Origin of the sequence: Zobellia roscoffensis (assembly GCF_015330165.1) — a bacterium.
GTDB classification, from domain to species: Bacteria; Bacteroidota; Bacteroidia; order Flavobacteriales; family Flavobacteriaceae; genus Zobellia; species Zobellia roscoffensis.
Map to the genome: position 1 here is coordinate 1,091,603 of NZ_JADDXT010000002.1, position 24,053 is coordinate 1,115,655.

Consider the following 24,053-nt stretch of genomic DNA (forward strand, 5'->3'; position numbering starts at 1 on the left):
TAAATACAAGAAAACTACAGTTTGTTTCAAATATGAAATTAGTTTCTAAACTCGATGTAGTTTATATGGGTAGACGCCTCCGGCATTCCATTGGCACACATATAGGTTTTTATCGCCATCTACACACACATCATGACAATGTTTAAAAATGGGTTTTTCTTGAAACATTAACTTCAATGTTCCATTCTCGTAAACTGGCTCAGTCCCTCCTGGGTTTGAAACTACTTTATTGTCCTTATCTAAAATGGTAACAAAGCCTTTATTCGCATGCATATTAAAATTACCTTCTTCCATACCAAAACACACTCCGGAATACACGTTTTCATCATCTATTACAGGCCGACTTACAAAAAGTCCGGGCATATAATAATCTTCAATATACTCGCCTTCCAAAGAAAAGCGTTTAAAAGAATTTTTAATTCGTGCTGTACATAACAAGGTTGGATTAGAAGGATCTCTATAATCTACTACAACCCCATGTGCTTGTTTGAATTTTTCTGGAGAAAGAAAGCTATCCCCCCCAAATTTACGAATGAAATTTCCTTTAGAATCGTATTGCAAGATAAATTGAGAACCATACCCATCTGCCACATAAATATTTCCGTTTGGACCAATAGCGGTTTCCGTTGGTTTAAAAGGCGCATGCACATCATAAGCTCCAATTTTAGTAGGTGATGCAATTTCTAAAAGAACCCTACCATCTAAATTGGTCTTTATAACCCTTCCTAGAGAAGGGTCTGTGATATATAAAAATTCAGCTCCACCTTCCTCATGAATGGTAAGGCCATGTGCGCCCGGCAAATTGAGTGTCCAGCTATGCAAAAGCCCACCAGATTTGTCATAGATTAACACATTGTTCTTAGCATGATCGGTAAGCATAATAAGCCTACCTTTTTTATCCATCACCATTTCATGGCAATTGTTAACCGGATATTTTTTAGGATCTAAATCTCCCCAACCCACTTCAACTCTATATTTAAAATCACCGTGACCAATGATTTCTTCACTGAGATTAACTTTTGAATTATTAATGTAGAACGGCACAGTGGACATTGTTAAAAGCCCTCCTGTACCCATGGTTGTTTTTTTCATGAATTCTCTTCTTGTTGACATGCTAACTAGGCTAAAATATCTTTTACTACATGACCATGAACATCGGTCAAACGGTATCTTCTCCCTTGGTGTTTAAAGGTAAGCTTTTCATGATCTATACCCAATAAATGCATTAGGGTAGCCTGAAAATCATGTACATGTACCCCGTTGCGAGAAACATTATAACTAAAATCATCGGTTTCGCCGTAGACCATCCCCGCCTTCACTCCTGCACCCGCCATCCACATGGTAAAACAACCCGGGTGATGGTCCCTGCCATAACTTTCCGCAGTTAGTCTACCTTGCGAGAAACTGGTACGGCCAAATTCCCCTCCCCAAACTACTAACGTATCCTCCAGAAGTCCGCGTTGCTTTAAATCCGTAATTAAACCAGCTGTTGCTTGATCCGTACTCAATGCCTGTCTTTTTATACCATTGGGAAGACCACCATGTTGATCCCACCCCATGTGGTACAACTGAATGAATTTTACATCCTTCTCAGCAAGTCGTCTTGCCTGAATACAATTTGCAGCATAGGTGCCCGGAATTTTAGCATCCTCACCATATAATTCATAAACGTGGTCCGGCTCATTGGAAGTGTCTACAGCATCCGGCACCGAATTCTGCATACGGTACGCCATTTCATATTGATTTATTTTAGATTGAATTTCCGGATCTTTCCAGATATCATACTGTTGGTTGTTCAATTCGGAAATATAGTCCAATGCACGCCTACGGTCATGATCATGCACCCCATGCGGATTGTTCAAATACAACACCGGATCTTTCCCAGAACGAAACTGAACTCCTTGGTGATGAGAAGGCAAAAATCCATTGCCCCATGCCGCTGAGCTTAAGGGTTGGGCCCCTCCTCCTTTGGAAAGCATAACCACAAAATTGGGTAAATCCTTATTATCACTCCCCAAACCATAACTTAACCACGACCCAATTGAAGGCCTGCCGCTTAACTGGGACCCCGTTTGCATAAACATAACTGCCGGCTCATGGTTAATGGCTTCGGTATACATTGATTTTATAATACAAAGGTCATCTACAACACCTGCCGTATGGGGGAAAAGTTCACTCACCCAGGCTCCGGATTGACCATGTTGTTTAAAATCGAAAATGGACTGCACCAAGGGAAAAGTGCTTTGCGAAGTTACCATTCCAGAATTACGCTGCGTTCCCCTAACCGAATCAGGTATTTCCTGACCATGCCATTTTGCCAAGGAAGGTTTATAGTCAAACGTTTCTATTTGAGACGGACCACCACTTTGAAATAAATAAATAATGCGCTTTGCCTTGGCGGGAAAATGGGTTCCGCCCAATGCCCCTCCATTGGCATTTACCAACGAAGGCCTTTTAGAAACCAACAAATCATTAGCAAAAGATTCCGTTGGTCCTAAAAGACTAGACAGTGCAATGGATCCAAACCCCAAGGACGCTTTCTTTAAAAACCCCCTACGGGTATCTTCAAACTTTTTTTGTTCATGAATATCTCTCATAATCTTCTTCTTATCTTATGGTGAATCCTTCGGTAGTATTCATAATTCCGTTAATAACCGTTGCCAATGCCGCTACTTTAACAGGATCGGAGGTGTTTTTAATTTTGGTTTCGCCCATATTCAAATAGGCGATCGCATCTTCTTTATTGTTCGAAAAGCGCTCTAACTCTTCGTCAAGAAATTTCTTTAAAATCGATAATTCTTCTTTTGAGGTCTTTCGTCCTGTACTCAACTGAAATGCCTTCTTTAACTGTAGTTCTTTATTTTCTTCAACCTCATCAATCAAACTTTCGGCAAGGACATATGAAGCTTCTATATATTGGGGATCGTTCAAAAGCACTAATGCTTGTAATGGCGTACTGGTCTCCCTTCTTTTAACCGTACAAACACTACGGTCTCCGCCATCAAAAATCTGCATAGACGGTGGTGCCGAGGTTCGCTTCCAAATCGTATATAGACTTCTTCGGTATAAACCCTCCCCTGGCTGCTGTTTGTATTTGTAACGCCAAGGTTTGTTGCTGATTTCGTCCCAAAGCCCTTCTGGCTGATAGGGGTAAACACTTGTTCCTCCAATTTTTGAAACTAATAGCCCACTGATAGCCAATGCATTGTCCCTGACCATTTCTGCGGTCATACGCATATTAGGTCCTCGCGCCAATAGAATATTGTCCGTATCGATCTCCAACAATTCCGGGGTTAGTTCAGAGCTTTGCCGGTAGGTAGCAGACACAACGATTAACTTTTGTATTTTCTTGATATCCCAACCCGAATCCATAAACTCTACGGCAAGCCAGTCCAATAGCTCAGGATGCGAGGGCAAACTACCCTGGTTGCCAAAATCATCAGAAGTGGCCACCAACCCTTGTCCAAAATGCATTTGCCATAAGCGGTTCACAAAAACTCTGGCTGTTAACGGATTGTTCTTATCGAACAACCATTTGGTCAACCCTAATCTATTTCTTGGCAAATCTTCACTAAAAGGCATTACCGCTTCGGGCACGTCTGGCTGCACTTCTTCCGTAGGAGCATCGTACATCCCACGATCAAGAATATAAGTAGGTCTGGGCTTTGGCAAATCTCCCAAAACCATAATCTCTTTTATAGGTTCCAGTTCATCAAGCTGTTTTTCCCTTTGTTCCTTCAACTTAATTCTTGTCCTTTCCGTTTCCTTGTCTATACTCAGATAATAGAAATCGGTAAGTAATCCCTTTTCACTACTTTTTACTCTACCCATTGCCGCTTTTGGGGCTATGCTGTAAAGCACTTCCAAATCCGATAGTTGCCGGTTATAAATCCTGAGATTATCCACACCGCCGTCTTTAAAAGATTTGAACTTTCCACTTACCCCTACAGTGAAACCGTTAAATGCGTAGTTATGCGCATTTTTCTTGAACAGTATAGATTTATACAGGTTGTCTATTTCAATTTCTACCGGCACCTCTTTCCCGTTTACGTAAATATGGACCCCATCCGCTTTGCCCAACCCATCATAGGACACGGTTACGGAGCTCCATTCTTTCTCAGGTATAGATTCCTCCGTTTTTACTTGAATGGCATTGGATGGCCAGGAACGCGCAATTATAAACTTAAGCCTGTTATTCTCTAGATGCATGGAATACCCTTTTAGCCCTTGCCTAACTTCTTCGGAATGCGTAAAAATTGCGGCCTCTTCATAGTTTCTGTCCGGCTTAACGGCTATGGAAACGGTGAAAGGATCGGATTGATCAAACCATCCTACTTTTCCGGGCATCCTCATAGTGGTATAATCACCAAGAAACACAGCTTTTCCGTTTATCCCATTCTCAATTATAGGCTCTTTAATGGTTACCGACTGTCCATCACCTCCACTATTTTCAGTACTGAACGATTTCTTATCCTCTGATGAAAACGAATCAAAATTTAAACTTGCCTGCAATCCTTTTTTCAAGCTTTTTTGCAACACTGTCTCCAGAACCAATGGTTTTTTAGACCAAGTACGCATCTCCTCCGGTGTTTCCTTTTCAACAGATATCAATTGTTTTTGTGTTAGATCGATATCCCTATCAATAAACTCCAACACCTCTTTTTGTTCGTCATTGGTCAATAAAAGTGAAGGTCCAGGTACTTGACCCGGCCCATACACTGGTGTCCCAATTTCATTTGTACTATTGAAAAATGCAAAAAGCTCATAATGGTCTTTTTGGCTGATCGGATCATACTTATGATCATGGCATCTAGCACATTCTACACTTAACCCTAAAAATGCTTTTCCAACAGCCAGGGTGCGATCCGCCACATACTCTACTCGGTATTCCTCAAAAACAATTCCCGCTTCAGAGTTCTTTTTATGTAACCGATTAAAGGCCGTTGCTAAAATACTTTCCTGCGATGGGTTTTCTATAAGGTCTCCCGCTAATTGCCAGGTTATGAACTGCTCGTACGATATATTTTCATTAAACGCCTTTATGACCCAATCCCGATACGGACTAAAATCGCGATGTTTATCATCCAAATACCCATCACTATCCGCATAACGAGCAACGTCCATCCACTCGGCAGCCATGCGTTCTCCATAGGCAGGTGAAGCCAAAAGGCGATCTACCACTTTTTCATAAGCATCCGGCGATGTGTCATTTACAAAATCCTGAATTTGCAACAAGGTTGGTGGCAACCCTACTAAGTTGAAACTGAGGCGGCGAATGAGATGTTCCTTTGAAGCTTTTTGTGAAGGACTTAAGCCTTTACCTTCCAATTTGGCCAAAACAAATTGGTCAATAGTATTATTTGGCCATTCCTTATTCACTATGTTCGGAACACCTTCTTTTTGCGGTTTTATAAAAGACCAATGCGGCTTGTACTCCGCTCCTTGCTCAATCCACTTTGTGATGGTGGCTATTTCATTTTTGCTAAGTGTAATATTAAACTCTGGCGGCGGCATTGTGATATCCGGATCAGTAGATAAAATACGCGTAACAACTTCGCTCTTTTCCGGTTTATTAGGAACAATAGGATGCTTTCCCGAACCTTCTAAAGCCTCATATGCACTTTCTGCAATATCTAAACGAAGGCCCGCTTTTTGATTTGCCATATCCGGTCCGTGACAAGCAAAACACTTATCGGACAAAATAGGTTTAACATGGTAATTGAAATCTATTTTCTCTGGCAATCCAGCCATTGCCTCTTCAATTTCCTCAGGTGCATTCCATCCACAACTGTGTAATAACATGATGCAGAGTACAGAAAAAAATCTCGATAAGAATCGCATTGGTTTTGGAATTTTCATCAATATACAACCCTGTTTTAACTGTTAATGAGTTAAAAAACAGTTTCGTTAACTGTTAATAATTTTAATTATCTTTAAAAAATACCTTCTTTGAGGCCATGAATACCAAGGATTACCACACGTATATCAACAAAATTATTTCCAGCAAATCTTTTGGCAATTCAACCACTTATGCCAATTTGCTCAGGTACCTCGTTCAATGCACTATAGAGGAAGACGTGCCAAAAGAAACCACAATTGCCACAGAAATATTTGGAAAAAAGGAATTTGACCCTTCTCAGAGTACACTCATTAGGGTTTACATTTATAATCTTAGAAAAAAACTGAGAACATACTACCAAAAGGAAGGGATAGAAGACCAGATTATTCTGCGCATTCCAAAGGGGGGTTATAAAGTAGAGTTTGATAGTAGAAAAAAAGAGCCCAAACCATCAAAAAAAATCATAACCAAAAAACAGCTTCTATTTTTAGTCTCATCAGTTCTCCTTTTATCAATTATCGGAAATTGGTTTCTCTGGACAAAAAATAGGCAGCCAAACCCCTTTTCAGAGTCTGTCCTATGGACCGAAATTTTCAATTCAAAAAAACCAATGATATTGGTATTGGGGGACCTCTTTATTTATCGTGAAATTAATACCACTACCCATAAAGAAAAGGTTATTCGTAATCCCTTTATTAATTCAGAAACTCAACTCTACGACTCCCTTCCTTCCTCGTTGAAAAATGAGTATGAACCTATGGAGTATAGTTTTCTAATTAGAAATAGTACCGAATGGGTAAAGGACATAAGTAAAGTTTTGACTTCAAAAGATAAAGACTTTAACGTACGTACGGTTTTACGTTTTAGCCCTAAAGAACTTCCTGAAAACGACTTTATGATTGTTGGAATGGCGAAGACCCTAGGTATTTTCAAAGATTATATCAACAAGACCAGCATAAATTACAATGCGGATACGGATAACTTTAATTTCAAGAACACCACAACCTTTTTTAAACCCAGTGGAGATGCCGAAACCTACCATAAGGACTACGCTTTAATTATAAAGGCGCCGGGACCAAACAATAATTCCATCTATGTTTTTGCGGGTTTGTGGGATACTGGTGCATCACAGAGCCTGAAGAACTTTACCAACCCCATATTGGTCCAGCAATTGGAAAACCGAATGAAAGCCGACTTAGGAAAAATACCTGCTTATTTTGAGGTCTTTATGGAAGTAAACGGTATTGACAGAATGGAACTGAGTTCAAAGATTCTTCATGTAAAAGAGTTGGAATTGGATTAAATACCTTTTAAACCATAAGCCGCATCGTTCCAACGCAGTTCTTGTTTAAAGCGGTACAGGTCAGTTTTTTCATCAATCAGCAGAAATTCCAAATCCATGATTTCTGCAAAATCCTCCAATGATTCTGCGGAAATATTCTGACTGTAACAAGTATGATGTGCTCCACCACCATAAATCCAAGCTGCAGCAGCCGTTTGAAGATCGGGTTTTGCCTCCCATAAAACTCTTGCCACGGGAAGGTTAGGCATATTTTCTTCTATTTCTATTGCTTCCACTTTATTGACCAGCATCCTAAATCTATTACCCATATCCACAACCGATGCATTCAAAGCATTTCCTGCGCCAGCGTTAAATACCAAACGTACCGGGTCTTCTTTACCGCCAATACCAAGGGGATGAATTTCACACGAAACATCTCCTTTAGCAATGGACGGGCAAATTTCTAACATATGAGAACCAAGTACCGACGTGTTAGCGGGGTTAAAGTGATACGTATAGTCTTCCATAAAACTATTACCGCCTTCTAGACCTGCCCCCATAACTTTCATAGTACGCACAAGTGCTGCCGTCTTCCAGTCGCCTTCGCCACCAAAGCCATAACCACTTGCCATTAGCCGTTGAGTAGCAATACCCGGTAATTGCTTCATACCATGTAAATCCTCAAAAGTATCGGTAAAAGCGGTATAACCACCTTCCTCAAGAAAAGCCCGCATTCCCAACTCTATCCGCGCAGCATCCATTAAAGAATTGCGCATACTTCCATCGGCTTTAATTTTAGCTGCCATGGTATAAGAATCCTCATATTCTTGCATCAAAGCATTTATTTCAACAGCGGAAACCTCATCGATAAATTTTACCAAATCACCTACGCCATATCCATTAACCTCATAACCGAACTTCATTTGAGCAGAAACTTTGTTTCCCTCGGTAACTGCTACTTGACGCATATTATCCCCAAAACGGGCTACTTTCATTTTTTTAGAATCAGCAACGGCTGAGACCACACGACACCAGTCAGCTACCTGCTGAATAACAGTTTCATTTTGCCAATGACCCACAACCACCTTTCGATTCAACCGCATCCTGGAAGCCAAAAATCCAAATTCCCTACCACCATGTGCAGATTGATTCAGGTTCATAAAATCCATATCAATGGCATTCCAAGGAATGTCCCGATTGTATTGGGTATGCAGATGCAAAAATGGTTTCTGAAGAGCCTGTAGGCCCGTAATCCACATTTTGGCAGGAGAGAAAGTGTGCATCCACAGAACCAAACCTACGCAAGTATCAACATGGTTCGCTTCTTTACATAGTGCACTGATTTCTGTAGCCATTTTTACTACAGGTTTGAAAATCACCCTAACGGGAACACGTTTATTCGCATTATAGTAATTAGCAATTTCAAGGGAATGCTCCGCAACTTGTGCCAGTGTTTCCGGTCCGTATAGATGTTGGCTTCCTGTTACGAACCAAACTTCATCATTTGAAATATCTATCATTGTAGTAATGCTCTGTAAATTATAAACTCAATGCACTGAAAGAAATCATGATATACACCACTATCAGAAGTACAATAACCGAAGTGATTATATCCCATATGTTGTAGCTCGATTTACCTTCTTCTTTTTGCTCCGCAGATACACTCCCAAAAGTCAACCCTGCCAATTGAGCCTGCGATGGCGCCGGATAGAACATACTTACTACAACTGCAATGGCAATACAAAGCGCAAAAAAGTAAGCGCCAAAAACCAACCAATTAATATCTGCAAGCTTGAACATTAAACTATCCTGTGCCAAGCTAGACTTTACTATTTCTAGCGTAAGTTTTGCAAAACCAATGATAAACCCACCTACCAAAGTTGCTATTGCTCCATTGGCATTTATACGTTTATAAAAAATACCCAATAAGAATACAGCCGCTATAGGTGGTGAGATGTAGGCCTGTACATTCTGCAGGTACTCGTATAGCCCATCGGACAATGTGGTTATAATAGGAATCCATAAAAGTCCTAGTCCAACCACAAAAAAGGTTGCGATACGACCTGTTTTAACCAACTCTTCTTCTGGTTTTTGAGGTTTCAATTTTTTATAAATATCCAAAGTGAACAGTGTAGAGCATGAATTAAAGACCGAAGCCAAAGAACTCATTAATGCGGCCAGCAAACCGGCGGCCACCAAACCTCGTAATCCCGAAGGCATTAAATTACTCATCAAAACAGGAAAGGCTTCATCTGGGCTATCCCAATGCAATTTTCCTTGCATTTTCAACCCTAAAGCAACAACACCCGGAATGAGAAACAAGAATACCGGCATCAATTTTAAGAGGGCTCCAAAAATACTTCCTCTTCTACCTTCCTTAATATTTTTTGCGGTTAGTACGCGTTGTACGATAACCTGATCCGTACACCAGTACCAAATACCCACTACCGTACTAGTGATGAACAAAGGTAACCACGGATAATCAGGGTCCGAGTTGGGTCGCCACATGTTAAAATAATCCGGACCAACGGTTGCTTTCAATTCTCCCCATCCGCCAACAGCATCAAGCCCTAAATAAGTTAAAATTCCTGCACCGAAAACCAAAACTATGGCTTGGATTGTTTCCGTGTACACCACAGCCCGCATTCCGCCTAGAACCGTATACAATCCTGTGAGTACAACTGTAGCCACAGCTCCAATCCAAAACGGAATGCCCAATAGAGCAGATACAACAACCCCTCCGGCATAAATGGTTACGGAGACCTTAGTTAGGATATATGCTATTAAGGATACTATGGAAAGGACCCATCTGGAACGGGCATCAAAGCGTTTTTCAAGAAATTCGGGCATGGTAAATACACCACTTCGAGCATAAAAGGGCAAGAATACCCAGCCCAACATCAATACTAACCATGCATGGAGCTCATAAATTAGCAAAGGCATTTTATCACCGGCACCATTACCGGCAAGACCTACAACATGCTCAGAACCAATATTGGATGCAAAAATAGAAGCACCCACCATAAACCAGCCTATGTTTCTTCCCGCTAAAAAATAATCTTCGGTATTTTTTTGTTTTTGCTTGATAACCCACCAGGCCACACCAAGTAATACAATAAAATATAGGGCAATAACGACCCAGTCCAGTGTATCTAATCCTTTCATATTTATTTACTGCGTTGGTTGTTTATTCAAGTAAGCTAACACCCTTGCCCATAATAGGCATCTTTGCCATGCTTACGTTCAAAATGCTTCTTTTTCAAAGCTTCCTTTAACCGAGCAGCATTGGAATTTATCTGAAGCGTTAAATGAGCCATTTTCGCAACTTCTTCGCAGACCGCACTGTTGTACACAGCCTTTGCTGCAGTAGCTCCCCAAGTAAATGGAGCATGGCTACCCACGAGTACCATACCAATTTCGTTATAGTCCAGCCCTCTTTCTTTTAGGCAATCTATAATCTGATATCCTGTCATATGCTCATAATCGCCCTCAATATATTCATCTTTCATAGGTGGAGCACAAGGAATATCAGCAATTAAATGATCCGCATGAGTGGTCCCGAAGATAGGAATATCCTTTATAGCTTGTGCCCATGCCGTACCATAAGTTGAATGCGTGTGTACTACTCCGCCTATTTTATCCCATTCCTTGTAAAGAACGGCATGGGTTTTAGTATCGGATGAAGGTCTCATTTTACCCTCAACAATCTTCGCATCAAAATCGCAGATGACGATATCGTCAACCTTCAACTTGGCATACGGCACTCCACTTGGCTTTATGGCAAAAACACCTTTATCCCTATCCACAGCACTTGCGTTGCCAAAAGTGAACAACACTAGACCCAGTTCCGGCAACTGCATATTGGCCTCGTAGGCCTCTTCCTTTAGTGATTTGTATTTACCCATTTTTTTTGGTTTGGTTCATGATATGTCTTTCCATCGTTTCGCATAACCGACTATAATTGTCATAAACTATGGCATATGCCTCTGCGTGCACTTGGTTTGGCTCATAAATAGTTTCAAAAGAACTTCCCATTTGGTCCATAGCTTCAGGAACATTGTCATACACCTTGGCAGCTACGGCTCCAAAAACAGCTGCACCCAAAGCGCAAGCCTGTTCAGATGCCACCACTTTTATGGGCATTTTCAGCACATCTGCCATCATTTGCATTATAAATGGCGATTTTTTAGCCACTCCACCCAAAGCAATAACTCCTTTTATTGGTATTCCTTCGGATAAAAAACGGTCCACAATTTTCTTCGCGCCAAAACACGAAGCTTCTACCAACGCCCTGAATATTTTAGGCGATGTACTTCCCAGATTTATACCGGAAATAACGCCTTTTAAATTCTGATTGGCATCCGGAGTCCGCCGTCCGTTCATCCAATCTAACGCCAACTCACCCGAAGCACCTATCGGTTCCTTGCTTGCGGCATTACTTAGTTCCGGAATTAAGTTTTTCAGCGCTTCGGCAATCAGCTTTTGTTTCGTATCCTCATCAATAAGGTCCGATTTTGAAATCAGTTCTTTTATAGGCCACTCCAAAACTCGACTGTACCATGCATAGATATCGCCAAAAGCCGACTGCCCTGCTTCCAGCCCCAGCATTTGTGGAATAACGGAACCATCTACTTGTCCGCATATACCTTTGACCAGTTTCTCTTCCCCGTCCATTGGAGCGACAAGAATATCACAAGTGGAGGTACCCATAATTTTGGTTAGGAAATACGATTCCGTTTTTGCTCCAACGGCACCCATGTGGGCATCAAAAGCACCCACGGAAACTACTGTAGATTCAGGAAGCCCCAATCGCCCAGACCATTCTGCACTTAAATTCCCCACCGAAACATCGGAAGTATATGTTTTTGTAAAAAGTCGATTTCGTAGTCCGTCTAAAAGCGGGTCCAAAGTGGTCAAAAAATCATTGGAAGGCAAACCACCAAAGCTTTCATGCCAAAGCGCCTTATGTCCGGCAGCACATCGGCTTCGCTTCATATTATGCACATCGGTTCCGCCTGTCAATAAAAAAGGAATCCAATCACAATGTTCTACCCAAGAATAGGCCGCTTTGTGAACCGCCGCATCCGTTCTTGACACGTGTAATATTTTACTCCAAAACCACTCAGAGGAATAGATTCCGCCTTCGTATTGCGAATAATCAACATCCCATTGGGAACACAACTCATTTATTTCTTTGGCCTCTTGAATACCCGTATGGTCTTTCCACAGAACAAACATAGCGTTAGGGTTCTCTTTAAACTCTTCCAACAATGCCAAAGGAGTTCCTTGTGCATTGACAGCTACCGGAGTACTTCCCGTAGTATCCACACCTATACTAACGATTTGCTTGGCCACTTCAACACCAACTTCACTTACTACAGATTTGATTGTAGATTCAATGCCCTCTATATAATCTAACGGGTGTTGTCTAAACCGATTTTCGGAAGGATCACAAAATTCTCCTTTTTTCCAACGTGCATAATAATGAACCGCCGTGGACAGCTCTTCCCCCGTTTGTGTATTGACCAAAAGAGCCCGGACGGAATCCGAACCAAAATCCAAGCCTAAGCTATAGGCATTTTGTGATTTCATGTGTATAAACTTTAAAATTTAGGTCCGTTTTACCAAAACATCCTGTAAAAGAAACTAATATAGAACTTTTTACAAGTGTTTCAAAAACACTTATTGACTAAATTGTAAAGTTTTTTGTTTTGTTGTATTTTTTTTCGTCAAATCGATATAAAAACGCTCCCTTTTTGGACTCGGACATATCCTTTTCGTTCAACTTTATTAAAAAATCCATTGTAGCCAGTTTCTTTCTGAAATTTCTTTTATCCATTTCCTCTTGAAAAATACCCTCATAGAGCTTTTGCAATTGCGGTAAAGTGAATTTTTCAGGAAGCAAGTTAAATACGATTGGAAACGTACGTACTCTTCTCTGCAGACGCCGAATGGCAGACTCTACCATTTCTTTATGATCAAAAATTAAATCAGGAAGCTCATCTATAGGAAACCACTTAGCGCGGAATTCCTCAATTAACTCTTCATTGTACTTTTTCTTAAGAATCAAAGCACTGTACGTAGTAGATACTACGCGTTCATAGGGGTCACGATGAGCCTGGCCGAAAGTTCTGACCTGCTCCATATATACATCTTCCAAACCCGAAAGGTCTTTTAGCACTCTATTTGCAGCGTCATCTAAATCTTCATGATTACCAACAAACCCGCCCATAAGTGACCACCTGTCCTTTTCTGGCTCAAAGCCCCTATGTACCAAAAGTACTTCTAACCTATTATCATTGAACCCAAATATGATACAATCTACAGCAAGGGTAATTTGTTGTATATCCTTATATGTTCTATCCATCTTATAATTAAACTATAGTTAACGGTTTTCTCAAAAATACACAAACAATCTGGTAATAAGTGTATGAACAACATTTTCAAATATTTCTTATGAAAATGTTGTTTGCTTTATTTCCATTTGTAGCCGAAATAACACAAAAATGAAAAAAATATTAATTACTGAAAATCAATATGATACTGATTTTGACGGTTAACTTTGCAAAATGACAAAAAGGGTTCTTTTTTATCAATTTTTCAGCAAAACAGCCTACTAAAAACTGTCCATCTCGAAATTTTCGATATAAGCCCTGATTTTATCCATCAAACACGGAAAACCAATTTTAAAAACCTGTTTAATTACGGTATCTTGTGCCCCCAAAACTAATACCAAATTCGATTACAAATCAAACCTAACCATATGATTAAAGAGAAAAAGAAAATTCTCATCACCGGTGTTGCCGGTTTTTTAGGCTCTAACTATTTAACCAAATGTTTGAGCGAAGGACATGTAGTAGTAGGATTGGATAATTTATCCATGGGCATGCTTGAAAATATTCACGACCACCTTGATAATAATAACTTTACTTTCATTAAAGGAGATGTTCTAGACACAAGTTTAATAAACAGTCTAGATGACGACTTTGATGTTATTGTGCACTTGGCCGCTTTTAAGATACCAAGATATGGTAACGCAGTAGATACATTAAAAATAAACTCCAAAGGAAGCGAGAACATGTTGGAGCTTGCTAAAAAACTCAAATGTAAATTTGTTTTAGCATCTACTTCCGATGTATATGGCATGAGTCCTGATATTCCTTTTAAGGAAGATGGAAATTGCCTTATTGGAGACTCAAAAGTGCCACGTTGGGCCTATGCCGTTTCAAAACTTTTTGATGAGCATTTAGCATTGGCCTACATGGAAGATTTTGACTTCCCTGTTGTTATCCTAAGGTTCTTTGGATCGTACGGTCCCAACCAAAACCTATCTTGGTGGGGAGGACCACAATCCGTTTTCATAGACTGTATTTTGAACAACAAGGAGATACCTATTCATGGAGATGGACTTCAAACACGGACCTTCACGTTCGTTGAAGACACCGTAGCCGGTATTTATGCCGCTACAATGAAGCCAGAAGCAAACGGTGAAATATTCAACATTGGTGCTAACGAAGAAATTACTATTCTTGAGCTTGCCAATATGCTAAAGAGAATATCTGACGAACCAACCACTTCCGAAGTAAAGTTGATTCCGTATAACGAAATATCAGCTGGCAGAAAATATCAAGATGTAATGAGACGTGTACCGGACAATACAAAAGCTGAGCGAATACTAGGTATAAAAGCCCAGACTTCCTTGGAAGAAGGTCTACGCATTACTTTTAATTGGCAGAAAAGTGTTTCTTTGCAAAAAGTATAGTTTATATGAAAATAGCAATCGTTGGAGGAGGTTTAATGGGTCTTGTTTTAGCTCAAAGAATAACCGCCTCAACCAAAGCAACAGTTAAAGTAATTGAACAGGATGCTCTACCTGGCGGGCTCTCTACATATCACAATTACGGTGATTTTACATGGGACAAATATTACCATGCCATAACACCCACCGATACAGACCTTATTGACTTTCTAGGTGAGATAGGTCTCGGAGATCAAATACAATGGCGTCGTTCACTTACGGGGTTTTACGAAAACAAAAAGTTTCACTCTGTGAGTAGTTCTTTTGAGTTTTTGCTTTTCCCCCTTCTTGGTCCTATTGATAAAATGAGGTTGGCATACACCATTTTGAAGGGCTCTCGAACTGACGATTGGAAATCACTTGAAAAAATTCACGTTACAGATTGGCTAATCAAACTTGGTGGTAAAAAAACATACGATAAGTTTTGGGCTCCAATGTTACACGCCAAATTAGGGGAAAATCACAAAAAAGTTTCTGCTGTATTCATTTGGACATACATTAAAAGATTGTTCAAGGCTCGTAGCTCTGCTGCAAAAAAAGAACACATGGCCTACGTTAACGGGGGATACAAGACTATTTTTGACCGTTTAGATGAGAAGTTAAAGCAAGCTGGCTCAAACTTGTTATTGAATAGCCAAGTAGAAAATATTTCTGTAAATCCTGAGGGCGGAATCAACGTAAGCTACAACGGAACTACCGAACACTTTGATAAGGTGGTTTTTACCTCTCCGTTAAATGTGATGGAAAAAGTAACCTCACCTGAGCTCTATGATATTTCAAAAAGTAGCAAGCCTATTGACTATCTTGGTGCAATCTGTCTTATCCTAATTACAAAAAAGCCAATAACACCATTTTACGTTCTGAATATAGGTGACAATGATACTCCCTTTACTGGCGTAATTGGCATGAGTTCTCTTGTAGACCTTGAAGAAACGGCCAATCAACACATTACGTATTTTCCTAAATACATTAGTCATGACGGTGAGCTTTGGTCAAAAACAGACGAAGAAATCACAGCTACTTTCTTAGAAGGTGTCAAATACCTTTACCCTGATTTTGATGAAGCCGATATAATTTCATCTCATGTGCATAGAGCGTTCAAAGTTCAACCTATGCAAGTACTTAATTATTCTGAAATTGTACCTAAAGTAAAAACACCTCATCCTGATTTTTACGTTTTGAACACTTCTCAATTTGTAAGTGAGTCCGTAAATAACAACTCGGTAGTTACTCACGTAGACAAATTCATGAAGAGTTTTGAAAAAGAAATTAAGTCCTCTTTAGACAAAAATGTAGTCGGTTAGCATGAGTAAGCCTTTTTTGAGTCTTTCGCTAGACATGGACAACCAATGGTCGTACATGAAAATACATGGAGAAGAGGGATGGGAAACCTACCCCTCTTATCTAGATATTTTTGTTCCCCATGTTCTAAAAGTTTTGGATGAACTGAATCTAAAAATTACCTTTTTTATCGTTGGCCAAGATGCTGCTTTCGAGAAGAACCATAAATACCTTAGAGATATTGCCGATGCAGGTCATGATATTGGAAACCATTCTTTTGTGCACGAAACATGGCTGCACCTCTATTCACGAGAAGAAATGGAGAAGGAAATTGATACAGCTCATGATATTATCGAAAAAGTGACTGGCAAGGCTCCAAATGGATTTAGAGGCCCTGGGTTTAGCTGGAGTGCTACTTTACTTGAAGTTCTTGCGGACAAAGGGTATGTTTATGATGCCTCAACTTTACCAACAGTTATAGGCCCTCTGGCCAGATTGTATTATTTTAGCACCTCTAATCTTTCAAAAGAAGAAAAAGAAGACCGCAAAGAAATTTTTGGTAAATTTTCCGATGGATTCAAGAAACTGAAACCGTATTTCTGGAAGACCAATAAGAACAAAAAGTTATTGGAGTTACCGGTAACGACCATGCCAATATTCAGAATACCTTTTCACCTCAGCTACCTTATTTATATAAGTAATATCTCAATTCATTTGATGATGCTTTATTTGAACATAGCCATTTTCTTATGTAAAATAACCAAGACTCAACCTAGTTTTTTATTGCACCCGTTAGATTTAATTGGTGGCGACCAGATAACCAGTCTTGCATTTTTTCCTGGAATGAATGTTTCAAGCGATAGAAAAGTTTATCTCTTTAAAAAAGTGATGAAAAAACTAGGTAAGCACTTTACCTTAACGGATATGAATGGGCATGTAGAATCCATTATACAAAAAGGAAATCTCAAAGTTATGGATGTATCCAAAGGTTAATCCACCCTACTATGCTAGGTTCGCACAAAACATAAATCCATATTTTAAAATTTATAGAAACCCTATAATCCATAACACTTCGTCCAAACTTAAACTCGGTTTGACCCTATTAATGCTCATCCCGTCTTTAAATTTTATAATTTTGAAAAAGTCGGCACTTTTATATCAGTAAAAACCGTATAATTAAGTTGATACAAAATCCTATTGGGCTAGGCAGCTATATCAATTGCCTATCTTCATTCAAAATACCTATCATTACCAAACCTCCTAAAAATGATACAGACAACCAATAAGAACGGTAGAACAAAGCCCCTAGTATCTATTATTTTACCAGCCTTTAATGAAGAAGCCATACTTGAAAGGAATGTTTCTCTTCTGTATGATTATTTAGCCAAATACAGTGACTTATACACTTGGGAAATACTTGTTATAAATGATGGTAGTACAGACGATACAAAAGCCATTGCAGATTCACTTGCGAATTCTATTGATAATCTAAGAGCTTATCATCATATCGTAAATAGAAATTTAGGTACAGCCCTAAGAACAGGTTTTCAACATAGTAAAGGAGATTACGTAATTGTATTGGATATTGACCTAAGTTATTCTCCTGATCATATTGAAAAACTTTTGTCCGAAATAGAGACTACGCAAGCAGATGTGGTCATTGCCTCCCCTTATATGAAAGGCGGAAAAAATACTGCCGTCCCTCGTTTGAGATTACTATTGAGTAAAACCGTAAACTTTATGATGCGGCAAGCATCCCGATTAAATATTTACACTTTCACTGGAATGGTAAGAGCCTATAAAGGTGATTTTATACGTTCGCTAAATACAAAATCCAGTACTTTTGACATTAATACCGAGATTTTATTGAAAGCCTATATTTTAAGAGCCCGAGTTATAGAAATACCAGCACATCTAGATTGGTCCGAACAACAAAAGCTTGGCAAGACACGTACCTCAAGTTTACGCATTGTTATGGGCATATTTAATGGGTTGGCCAATAGCTTTATGTTCAGACCGTATATGTTCTTTTGGATTTTTGGGCTACTTATTTTTCTACCCTCCTTTTACATGATTTTGTGGATTATGATTGACGCGATTCAATATTACCCCATGACGATCGAGACTGCCAATGGTTTCGGACATAGATTTGCACTAGCCATATCTAAAGTGTTTGCCGAACGCCCCTATTCCTTTATTGTTGGCGGTACCGCTATGATTATCTCCATTCAATTATTAAGTTTGGGGTTTATTTCGTTGCAAAAGAAACGGTATTTTGATGAGTTGTTTCATCTTAATAGCACTATACTAAGAAAAACAAAAAACCTTAAAAATCCCCATGATTAAAAAAAGATTTAAAAAAGATTTTTTACCGTTTTTACCTTTACTATTTCTTTACTCCATAGTCGTAATATTATTCTCTTCCAATGAATTAATGGGGGACGAAAGTAGGTATTATCATTATGCGATAAATATTTCTAATGGTTTTTTTGAAGAACCAGAAAATCCTAGCTTCGGAAATGGCCCTGCATATCCCGCCCTCATTACACCTTTCATTACTTTAGACACTCCTTTAGTTTTCCCTAAACTGGTGAATGCAATCCTTTTGTTTTTTGCAATTGTTTATTTTAAAAAAACAATTGAACTTTTCTCTAAGAACAAACATAACATATATCTGGTTTACCTTGTGGGATTGTATCCACCCATTATACGATGGTTGCCTTATCTTTACTCTGAACAGTTAGCATTCTTTGCTATATGCGGATTTTTATTTTACACAGTTAAGCTCTTTCAAACCAAAAAAATTACAATCAAAAAGACCTTACTACCCGCATTATTTTTGGCACTATTAATACTTGTAAAAATAATCTTTTTACATGTTGTCTTAATGAGTCTATTACTAACAGTTACGTTTTTAATGCTTAAGAAAAATTATAGATTGAATTTAAAAAAGTCCTTTATCATCTTAATTTGTGCATTCACACTGGTATCCCCATATTTATTATATGCATATTCGATAACTGGAAAATTATTCTACCTGGGTACAGCAGGAGGTGAAATTCTGTACCATAGGGCCAGCCCTTATGAAGGTGAACTAGGGAACTGGTTTTCATTTGATGATGTTCTATACGGAAATGATGAAAACTACAAGCCTGATGATGTCTATGATAATCTTAAAAAATTATCCCGAAATCATAGAGACTCTTTTATTGGATTACAATCATTAACTCAAATCCAAAAAGATAGTGCTTTAAAGGCTATGGCACTCCAAAGCATGAAAGACCACCCTTTAAAATATTTAAAAAACACAATAGCAAATGCAGGAAGACTTGTATTACATTACCCATTTTCATATCGAAATCAAGGTTTAACTACCTATGGCTATATGATTCCTAATATGATAATTGTAATCTTTTGGCTTTTATGTCTCTATCCTTTTATACTCAAGAGAAAGTATGTGCCTTTTTCAATAAAAGCATTAATGTTATTTTGTATAGTATATGCATGCGGCATAATAGTCCTAGATGGGAGAGGCAGAAACTTTATTGTAATGGTTCCTACAATGACTCTGTTTATCTTTTATCACCTTGAAAAATTAGTAAAAATATCAGTAGTAAATCCAAAAGAAGAAATTGTATAAAAAAAGTACTCCGCAATAGTCGGAGTACTTTTTTTTGGGGTTAATTAGGAGCAACTAATGAGTAAGAGTCGGTACCGTAATCTGAATCTCCCGGTCTACGGGTAATCATTCTTACAGTTCCAAGATATGTTTCTATTTCAGATGCTCCTTGTTGGATGGACTCTTGTACCTTATCACCATCCCTCCACGGCCATTTATATATTCCCCACTTGGCATTCCCCCCCCAAGGGTGGGAATCATAAATTGTTTTAGTTTGTTTATCATAAAATTTTTGACCATTTATCCAAACCTGTAGCTCCCCATTAGAATTATCACCCCAAACGGCATGAACAACGATATCTAACGTCTGCCCCGCCCTAGGAACAATTCCTGTAGCAATGTAATCAGGATAATTCACATGATTTATTATGTATATTTCTCCAGCCTGTCCACCATACTGTCCTTCTCGATTTACCATTAGCTCCGTATGCGGAGATTTCCCAGATACCCCCGGATGTACTTGAAAAAATAGCCATTCATTATTTTTATCAATTACATAGTTATTTCCAAATGTATAACTCCACCCGAACCACTCTTCTGTTCCTTTTGGATGACGTACGTTCCATGGTTCTGTTCGTACTTCTGCCCTAATATTATAATCTTCACTACACCAATTACCTGCATTTGGACTTTTAGGATTTACCTTAAATTTGAGTCTATTGCCAGACTTACTAACCTGCTGTTCATCACATTGTGAATCTACATACAATTGTTTATTACTAAACGAAACTCCTGAACTCCCAGACCAACTAGGAAAAGAAATATCTCCCCAACACCATACTTTGTGACCTGTCTCTCCAGCAGTTTTACCTCCAATACTACAATCGAGTTGGCCCACTGTCGTAGCTTCGGTTACATTTACACTTAACGATGTCATATGAGTAAGACCTTCTACATCTGTTACAGTTAACGACACATCATATACCCCAGGTGCTGTAAACACATGTGATGGACTTACTTCAGTTGAATAATTACCCGAAATATTCCAATCATAACGAGTAATACCCTTATCGTCTGAAGAATCACTACCGATAAAATTTACTGTAAAAGGCGCTTCTCCTGAAAGCTTATTAGCACGAACTACAGCAATTGGAGGGGTATTTACTGGTGTCTCAACGTTAATAGTTATTGTTTCTTTATTTTGGAGTCCGCCGGCATCGGCGACGGTTAGCTCTACTTCATAAGTACCCGCAGATTCAAATGTATGAGAAGGATTTGAGTTAGTTGAACTGCTGCCGTCCTTAAAGTCCCACATATAGGCAGTTACTCCAACATCATCATTTGAACTACTTCCCGTAAAATTAATTGATAAGGGAGCATCTCCTGATTGCATATTGGCACTAACCTTTGCTGATGGAGGTTGATTTGCTGGAGCTTCTACAGTAATAGAAACCATTCCATTATTACTGAGACCCTCTGAATCTTTTACCGTCAATTCCACTTCATAAGTACCTGCAGTTTCAAATGTATGTGACGGATTCGATTTATCTGAACTGTTACCATCCTTAAAATCCCATGAATATCCAGTAATACTGGTATCGTCCGTTGATTCACTTCCTGTAAAATTAACTGCCAGCGGAAGTGTTCCTGAAGTCTTATTTGCACTCAACTTTGCAACAGGCGCTGCATTTTCCTTTGATTCTACTGTAATCGAAATCGTTTCTTTATTACTGAGACCCTCTGCATCCGTGACTGTTAGCTCTACATCATAAGTACCTGCAGATTCAAATGTGTGCGAAGGATTCGATTTATCTGAACTGTTACCATCCTTAAAATCCCATGAATATCCAGTAATACTGGTATCGTCCGTTGATTCACTTCCTGTAAAATTAACTGCCAGCGGAAGTGTTCCTGAAGTTTTATCTACACTCAACTTTGCAACAGGCGCTGCATTTTCCTTTGATTCTACTGTAATCGAAATCGTTTCTTTATTACTGAGACCCTCTGCATCCGTGACTGTTAGCTCTACATCATAAGTGCCTGCAGATTCAAATGTGTGCGAAGGATTCGATTTATCAGAACTATTGCCGTCCTTAAAATCCCATGAATATCCAGTAATACTGGTATCGTCCGTTGATTCACTTCCTGTAAAATTAACTGCCAGCGGAAGTGTTCCTGAAGTCTTATTTGCACTCAACTTTGCAACAGGCGCTGCATTTTCCTTTGATTCTACTGTAATCGAAATCGTTTCTTTATTAATGAGACCCTCTGCATCTGTTACCGTCAATTCCACTTCATAAGTACCTGCAGATTCAAATGTGTGCGAAGGATTCGATTTATCAGAACTATTGCCGTCCTTGAAATCCCACGAATACTTGGAAACGCTCGTATCATCTGTTGATTCACTTCCTGTAAAATTAACTGATAGCGGAAGTGTTCCTGAAGTTTTATCTACACTCAATTTTGCCGTGGGAGCATTATTACCAGGTTCATCTACTGTTATAATAATTATGTCTGAAGCGGATATTCCCTCTTCATCTTTAGTCACCAAAGCAACTTCATATTTCCCTGTCTTAACAAAGGTATGTTGAACATCCACCGTACTAGCAGTTTCACCATCTTTAAAATCCCATAGATATGACACAATAGCTTTATCATCAGACGAATCGGCAGCGGAAAAAGAAACTTTTAACGGAGCTTCTCCATTAATAGGTGAACCGCTGACTACAGCTACAGGTGATTCATTTTTTGGAAATGGAGTATTCGGTAAGACATCAATAATTGAATCTGTATTATTCTTCTCTTCAGGCTCATTTTCAGTACTATCTGTACTTTCTTCTTTAACCTCTGCAGGAACATCTTCTTCAGAACCAGTTTCCTGCTCATCTGCAGCCGCCTCATCAGGTTCATCCTCAGGTTTTTTTTCATCTCCGTCAGCATTCTCTTCTTCCACTTCTTCGCTTTTAGTCGTATTTTCTTCCGAATCAGTTGCTTCCTCCTCTACCGGGCCCTCTTCCGGCTCTCCTTCTTCATCTGTTTTTTTTTCTTCCACCTGTTCCTTCACAAGAGCTTCTTCTTCTGAATCGGTCTCTTCTTCCTCTATAACATCTACGTCTTCTTCCTCATTGTTTACACTATCTCTATCAATCACTTTTGGTTGTGTTAGATAAGAAGCAATATCCTCTGAACCAGCAACAACCTCATAAACAACAACTAAGCTACTTCCAACTTCACTTTCATGCTCTTTTGACGCAAAGGCTAAATCATCTCCATTTTTATGATCTAATATAAATGTTGAAGGTTCCAATTCCAGTTCTTCAACTTTTAAATCGATAGAAATCTCCGCATTTATTCTATATTCCTGTTTGGTTGCCCCCACTAATTCCCCCACATCTGGAGCAGATTTCTCATTGAGATTTTCTTCTGACCAATCACTTGATTTGCCTTTATAAACCTCAACCTCTCCACTACCATCATCCGTATTAATAACGAACATTAAGGTTGCCGTAGTAATAGAACCCCCAATGGAATCTATAGGACTAAAATCAAACATTAAATAACTTGTACGTTGCTCCTCTTCTAATCTAATGATGGCTTCATCATATCCTTTTCCATTCTGAAGATACGCATCGTTTATTGGATATAGAACAGATGTCCTAATTTCGGTTTCCACCACAATAGAATCCCCAGCTTGAGGAACTTCCTCCATTAAACCTTTATTTTGATTATCAGTCGATTCACCTTGACCAACAACAGGACTCGTAGGTTTACTAATTACAACTTCTCTTAATGATTCTACATCTTTGCTACACGCAAGGTTCAATAAAAAAGTAATGCCGATAAAACATAAAAAATAGGACAAAGTCCTTTTGGGGGTGATACTCATAAGTAATCCTATTGGGGCAGGGTTAAAAATTTACTATATAAACTCGGGCTATATACGTAACTAAATCGCATTTTGGTCGACCAAAGATGTAAAAAAAACGACGAAATACATATTTTAATCTATTTAAGAACACAATTATTTTGAACAAGCACAATTACACCAGCCAAAAACAATCTAGTTCTCAAAAGAAAACTGCAGTTTAAACGACTTCAATTCCCATGGTTAATTTTATACTTACATCTATTTTGGACATCTTAATTTAATTCAAAATAGTCCGTAAAAATATTAACTTGCCCACTTATTGATTAAAACAGGCAATAATCTTTAACCAGCACATAACATCTTCTT

15 protein-coding genes are annotated in these 24,053 nt (G+C 39.0%); 6 read left to right on the top strand and 9 right to left on the bottom strand.

The features are described from left to right. Nucleotides 1-45: 45 nt before the first annotated feature. Genes IWC72_RS04745 through IWC72_RS04755 form a run of 3 tightly spaced genes read right to left on the bottom strand, consistent with a single transcriptional unit; the run spans nt 46 to nt 5,802 of the window. Nucleotides 46-1,092, bottom strand: a complete 1,047-nt coding sequence (locus tag IWC72_RS04745; protein WP_226979486.1) for an NHL repeat-containing protein — start codon at nt 1,090-1,092, stop codon at nt 46-48. 26 nt (nt 1,093-1,118) lie between these two features. After that, nucleotides 1,119-2,597 carry a DUF1501 domain-containing protein gene (locus IWC72_RS04750; RefSeq protein ID WP_194528991.1) on the bottom strand — a complete coding sequence of 493 codons (1,479 nt, stop codon included), beginning with the start codon at nt 2,595-2,597 and terminating at the stop codon, nt 1,119-1,121. 10 nt (nt 2,598-2,607) lie between these two features. Next, complete coding sequence (locus tag IWC72_RS04755) at nt 2,608-5,802, bottom strand: DUF1553 domain-containing protein (protein WP_226979487.1); 3,195 nt, start codon at nt 5,800-5,802, stop codon at nt 2,608-2,610. A 155-nt stretch (nt 5,803-5,957) separates the two neighbouring features. Between IWC72_RS04755 and IWC72_RS04760 the strand changes: the two genes are divergently transcribed. Next, the gene (locus tag IWC72_RS04760) at nt 5,958-7,142 is read left to right on the top strand and encodes a helix-turn-helix domain-containing protein (RefSeq protein ID WP_194528993.1); all 1,185 of its coding nucleotides are present in this window, start codon (nt 5,958-5,960) and stop codon (nt 7,140-7,142) included. On the opposite strand, the gene araA is transcribed toward IWC72_RS04760, so the two are convergent. The 5 genes from araA to IWC72_RS04785 all read right to left on the bottom strand — a co-directional run bounded on the left by araA (nt 7,139) and on the right by IWC72_RS04785 (nt 13,488). Beyond that, nucleotides 7,139-8,641: an L-arabinose isomerase gene (araA, locus tag IWC72_RS04765; protein WP_194528994.1), complete on the bottom strand. Its 1,503-nt coding sequence runs from the start codon at nt 8,639-8,641 to the stop codon at nt 7,139-7,141. The genes IWC72_RS04760 and araA overlap by 4 nt on opposite strands. A 19-nt stretch (nt 8,642-8,660) precedes the next feature. Next, complete coding sequence (locus IWC72_RS04770; protein WP_194525089.1) at nt 8,661-10,286, bottom strand: sodium:solute symporter; 1,626 nt, start codon at nt 10,284-10,286, stop codon at nt 8,661-8,663. Nucleotides 10,287-10,321: 35 nt separating this feature from the next. Beyond that, nucleotides 10,322-11,026, bottom strand: coding sequence for an L-ribulose-5-phosphate 4-epimerase (locus IWC72_RS04775; RefSeq protein WP_194528995.1), 705 nt, complete (start codon nt 11,024-11,026; stop codon nt 10,322-10,324). After that, the gene (locus IWC72_RS04780) at nt 11,019-12,713 is read right to left on the bottom strand and encodes a ribulokinase (RefSeq protein WP_194528996.1); all 1,695 of its coding nucleotides are present in this window, start codon (nt 12,711-12,713) and stop codon (nt 11,019-11,021) included. The genes IWC72_RS04775 and IWC72_RS04780 overlap by 8 nt, the downstream gene beginning before the upstream one ends. A 97-nt stretch (nt 12,714-12,810) precedes the next feature. Continuing rightward, entirely contained in the window at nt 12,811-13,488 is a 678-nt protein-coding gene (locus tag IWC72_RS04785; protein WP_194525092.1) for an NUDIX hydrolase, read from the bottom strand. A 396-nt stretch (nt 13,489-13,884) separates the two neighbouring features. Here IWC72_RS04785 and IWC72_RS04790 point away from each other — a divergent pair, with 396 nt between their 5' ends. From IWC72_RS04790 to IWC72_RS04810, 5 genes are all read left to right on the top strand, one after another. Next, a complete protein-coding gene (locus IWC72_RS04790; RefSeq protein ID WP_194528997.1) occupies nt 13,885-14,883 on the top strand; it encodes an NAD-dependent epimerase/dehydratase family protein in 999 nt (332 codons plus the stop codon). 5 nt (nt 14,884-14,888) lie between these two features. Beyond that, nucleotides 14,889-16,223 (top strand): NAD(P)/FAD-dependent oxidoreductase, encoded by a 1,335-nt coding sequence (locus IWC72_RS04795; RefSeq protein ID WP_194528998.1) that lies wholly within the window; start codon nt 14,889-14,891, stop codon nt 16,221-16,223. A gap of 1 nt (nt 16,224) precedes the next feature. Beyond that, a complete protein-coding gene (locus IWC72_RS04800; protein ID WP_194528999.1) occupies nt 16,225-17,193 on the top strand; it encodes a polysaccharide deacetylase family protein in 969 nt (322 codons plus the stop codon). Nucleotides 17,194-17,466: 273 nt separating this feature from the next. After that, nucleotides 17,467-18,546 carry a glycosyltransferase family 2 protein gene (locus IWC72_RS04805; RefSeq protein ID WP_194529000.1) on the top strand — a complete coding sequence of 360 codons (1,080 nt, stop codon included), beginning with the start codon at nt 17,467-17,469 and terminating at the stop codon, nt 18,544-18,546. Continuing rightward, nucleotides 18,539-19,840 carry a hypothetical protein gene (locus tag IWC72_RS04810; protein ID WP_194529001.1) on the top strand — a complete coding sequence of 434 codons (1,302 nt, stop codon included), beginning with the start codon at nt 18,539-18,541 and terminating at the stop codon, nt 19,838-19,840. Before IWC72_RS04805 ends, IWC72_RS04810 begins: the two co-directional genes overlap by 8 nt. 40 nt (nt 19,841-19,880) lie before the next feature. Here the strand turns inward: IWC72_RS04810 and IWC72_RS04815 are convergent, their stop codons facing one another. Next, complete coding sequence (locus tag IWC72_RS04815) at nt 19,881-23,705, bottom strand: PKD domain-containing protein (protein ID WP_194529002.1); 3,825 nt, start codon at nt 23,703-23,705, stop codon at nt 19,881-19,883. Nucleotides 23,706-24,053: the final 348 nt, after the last annotated feature.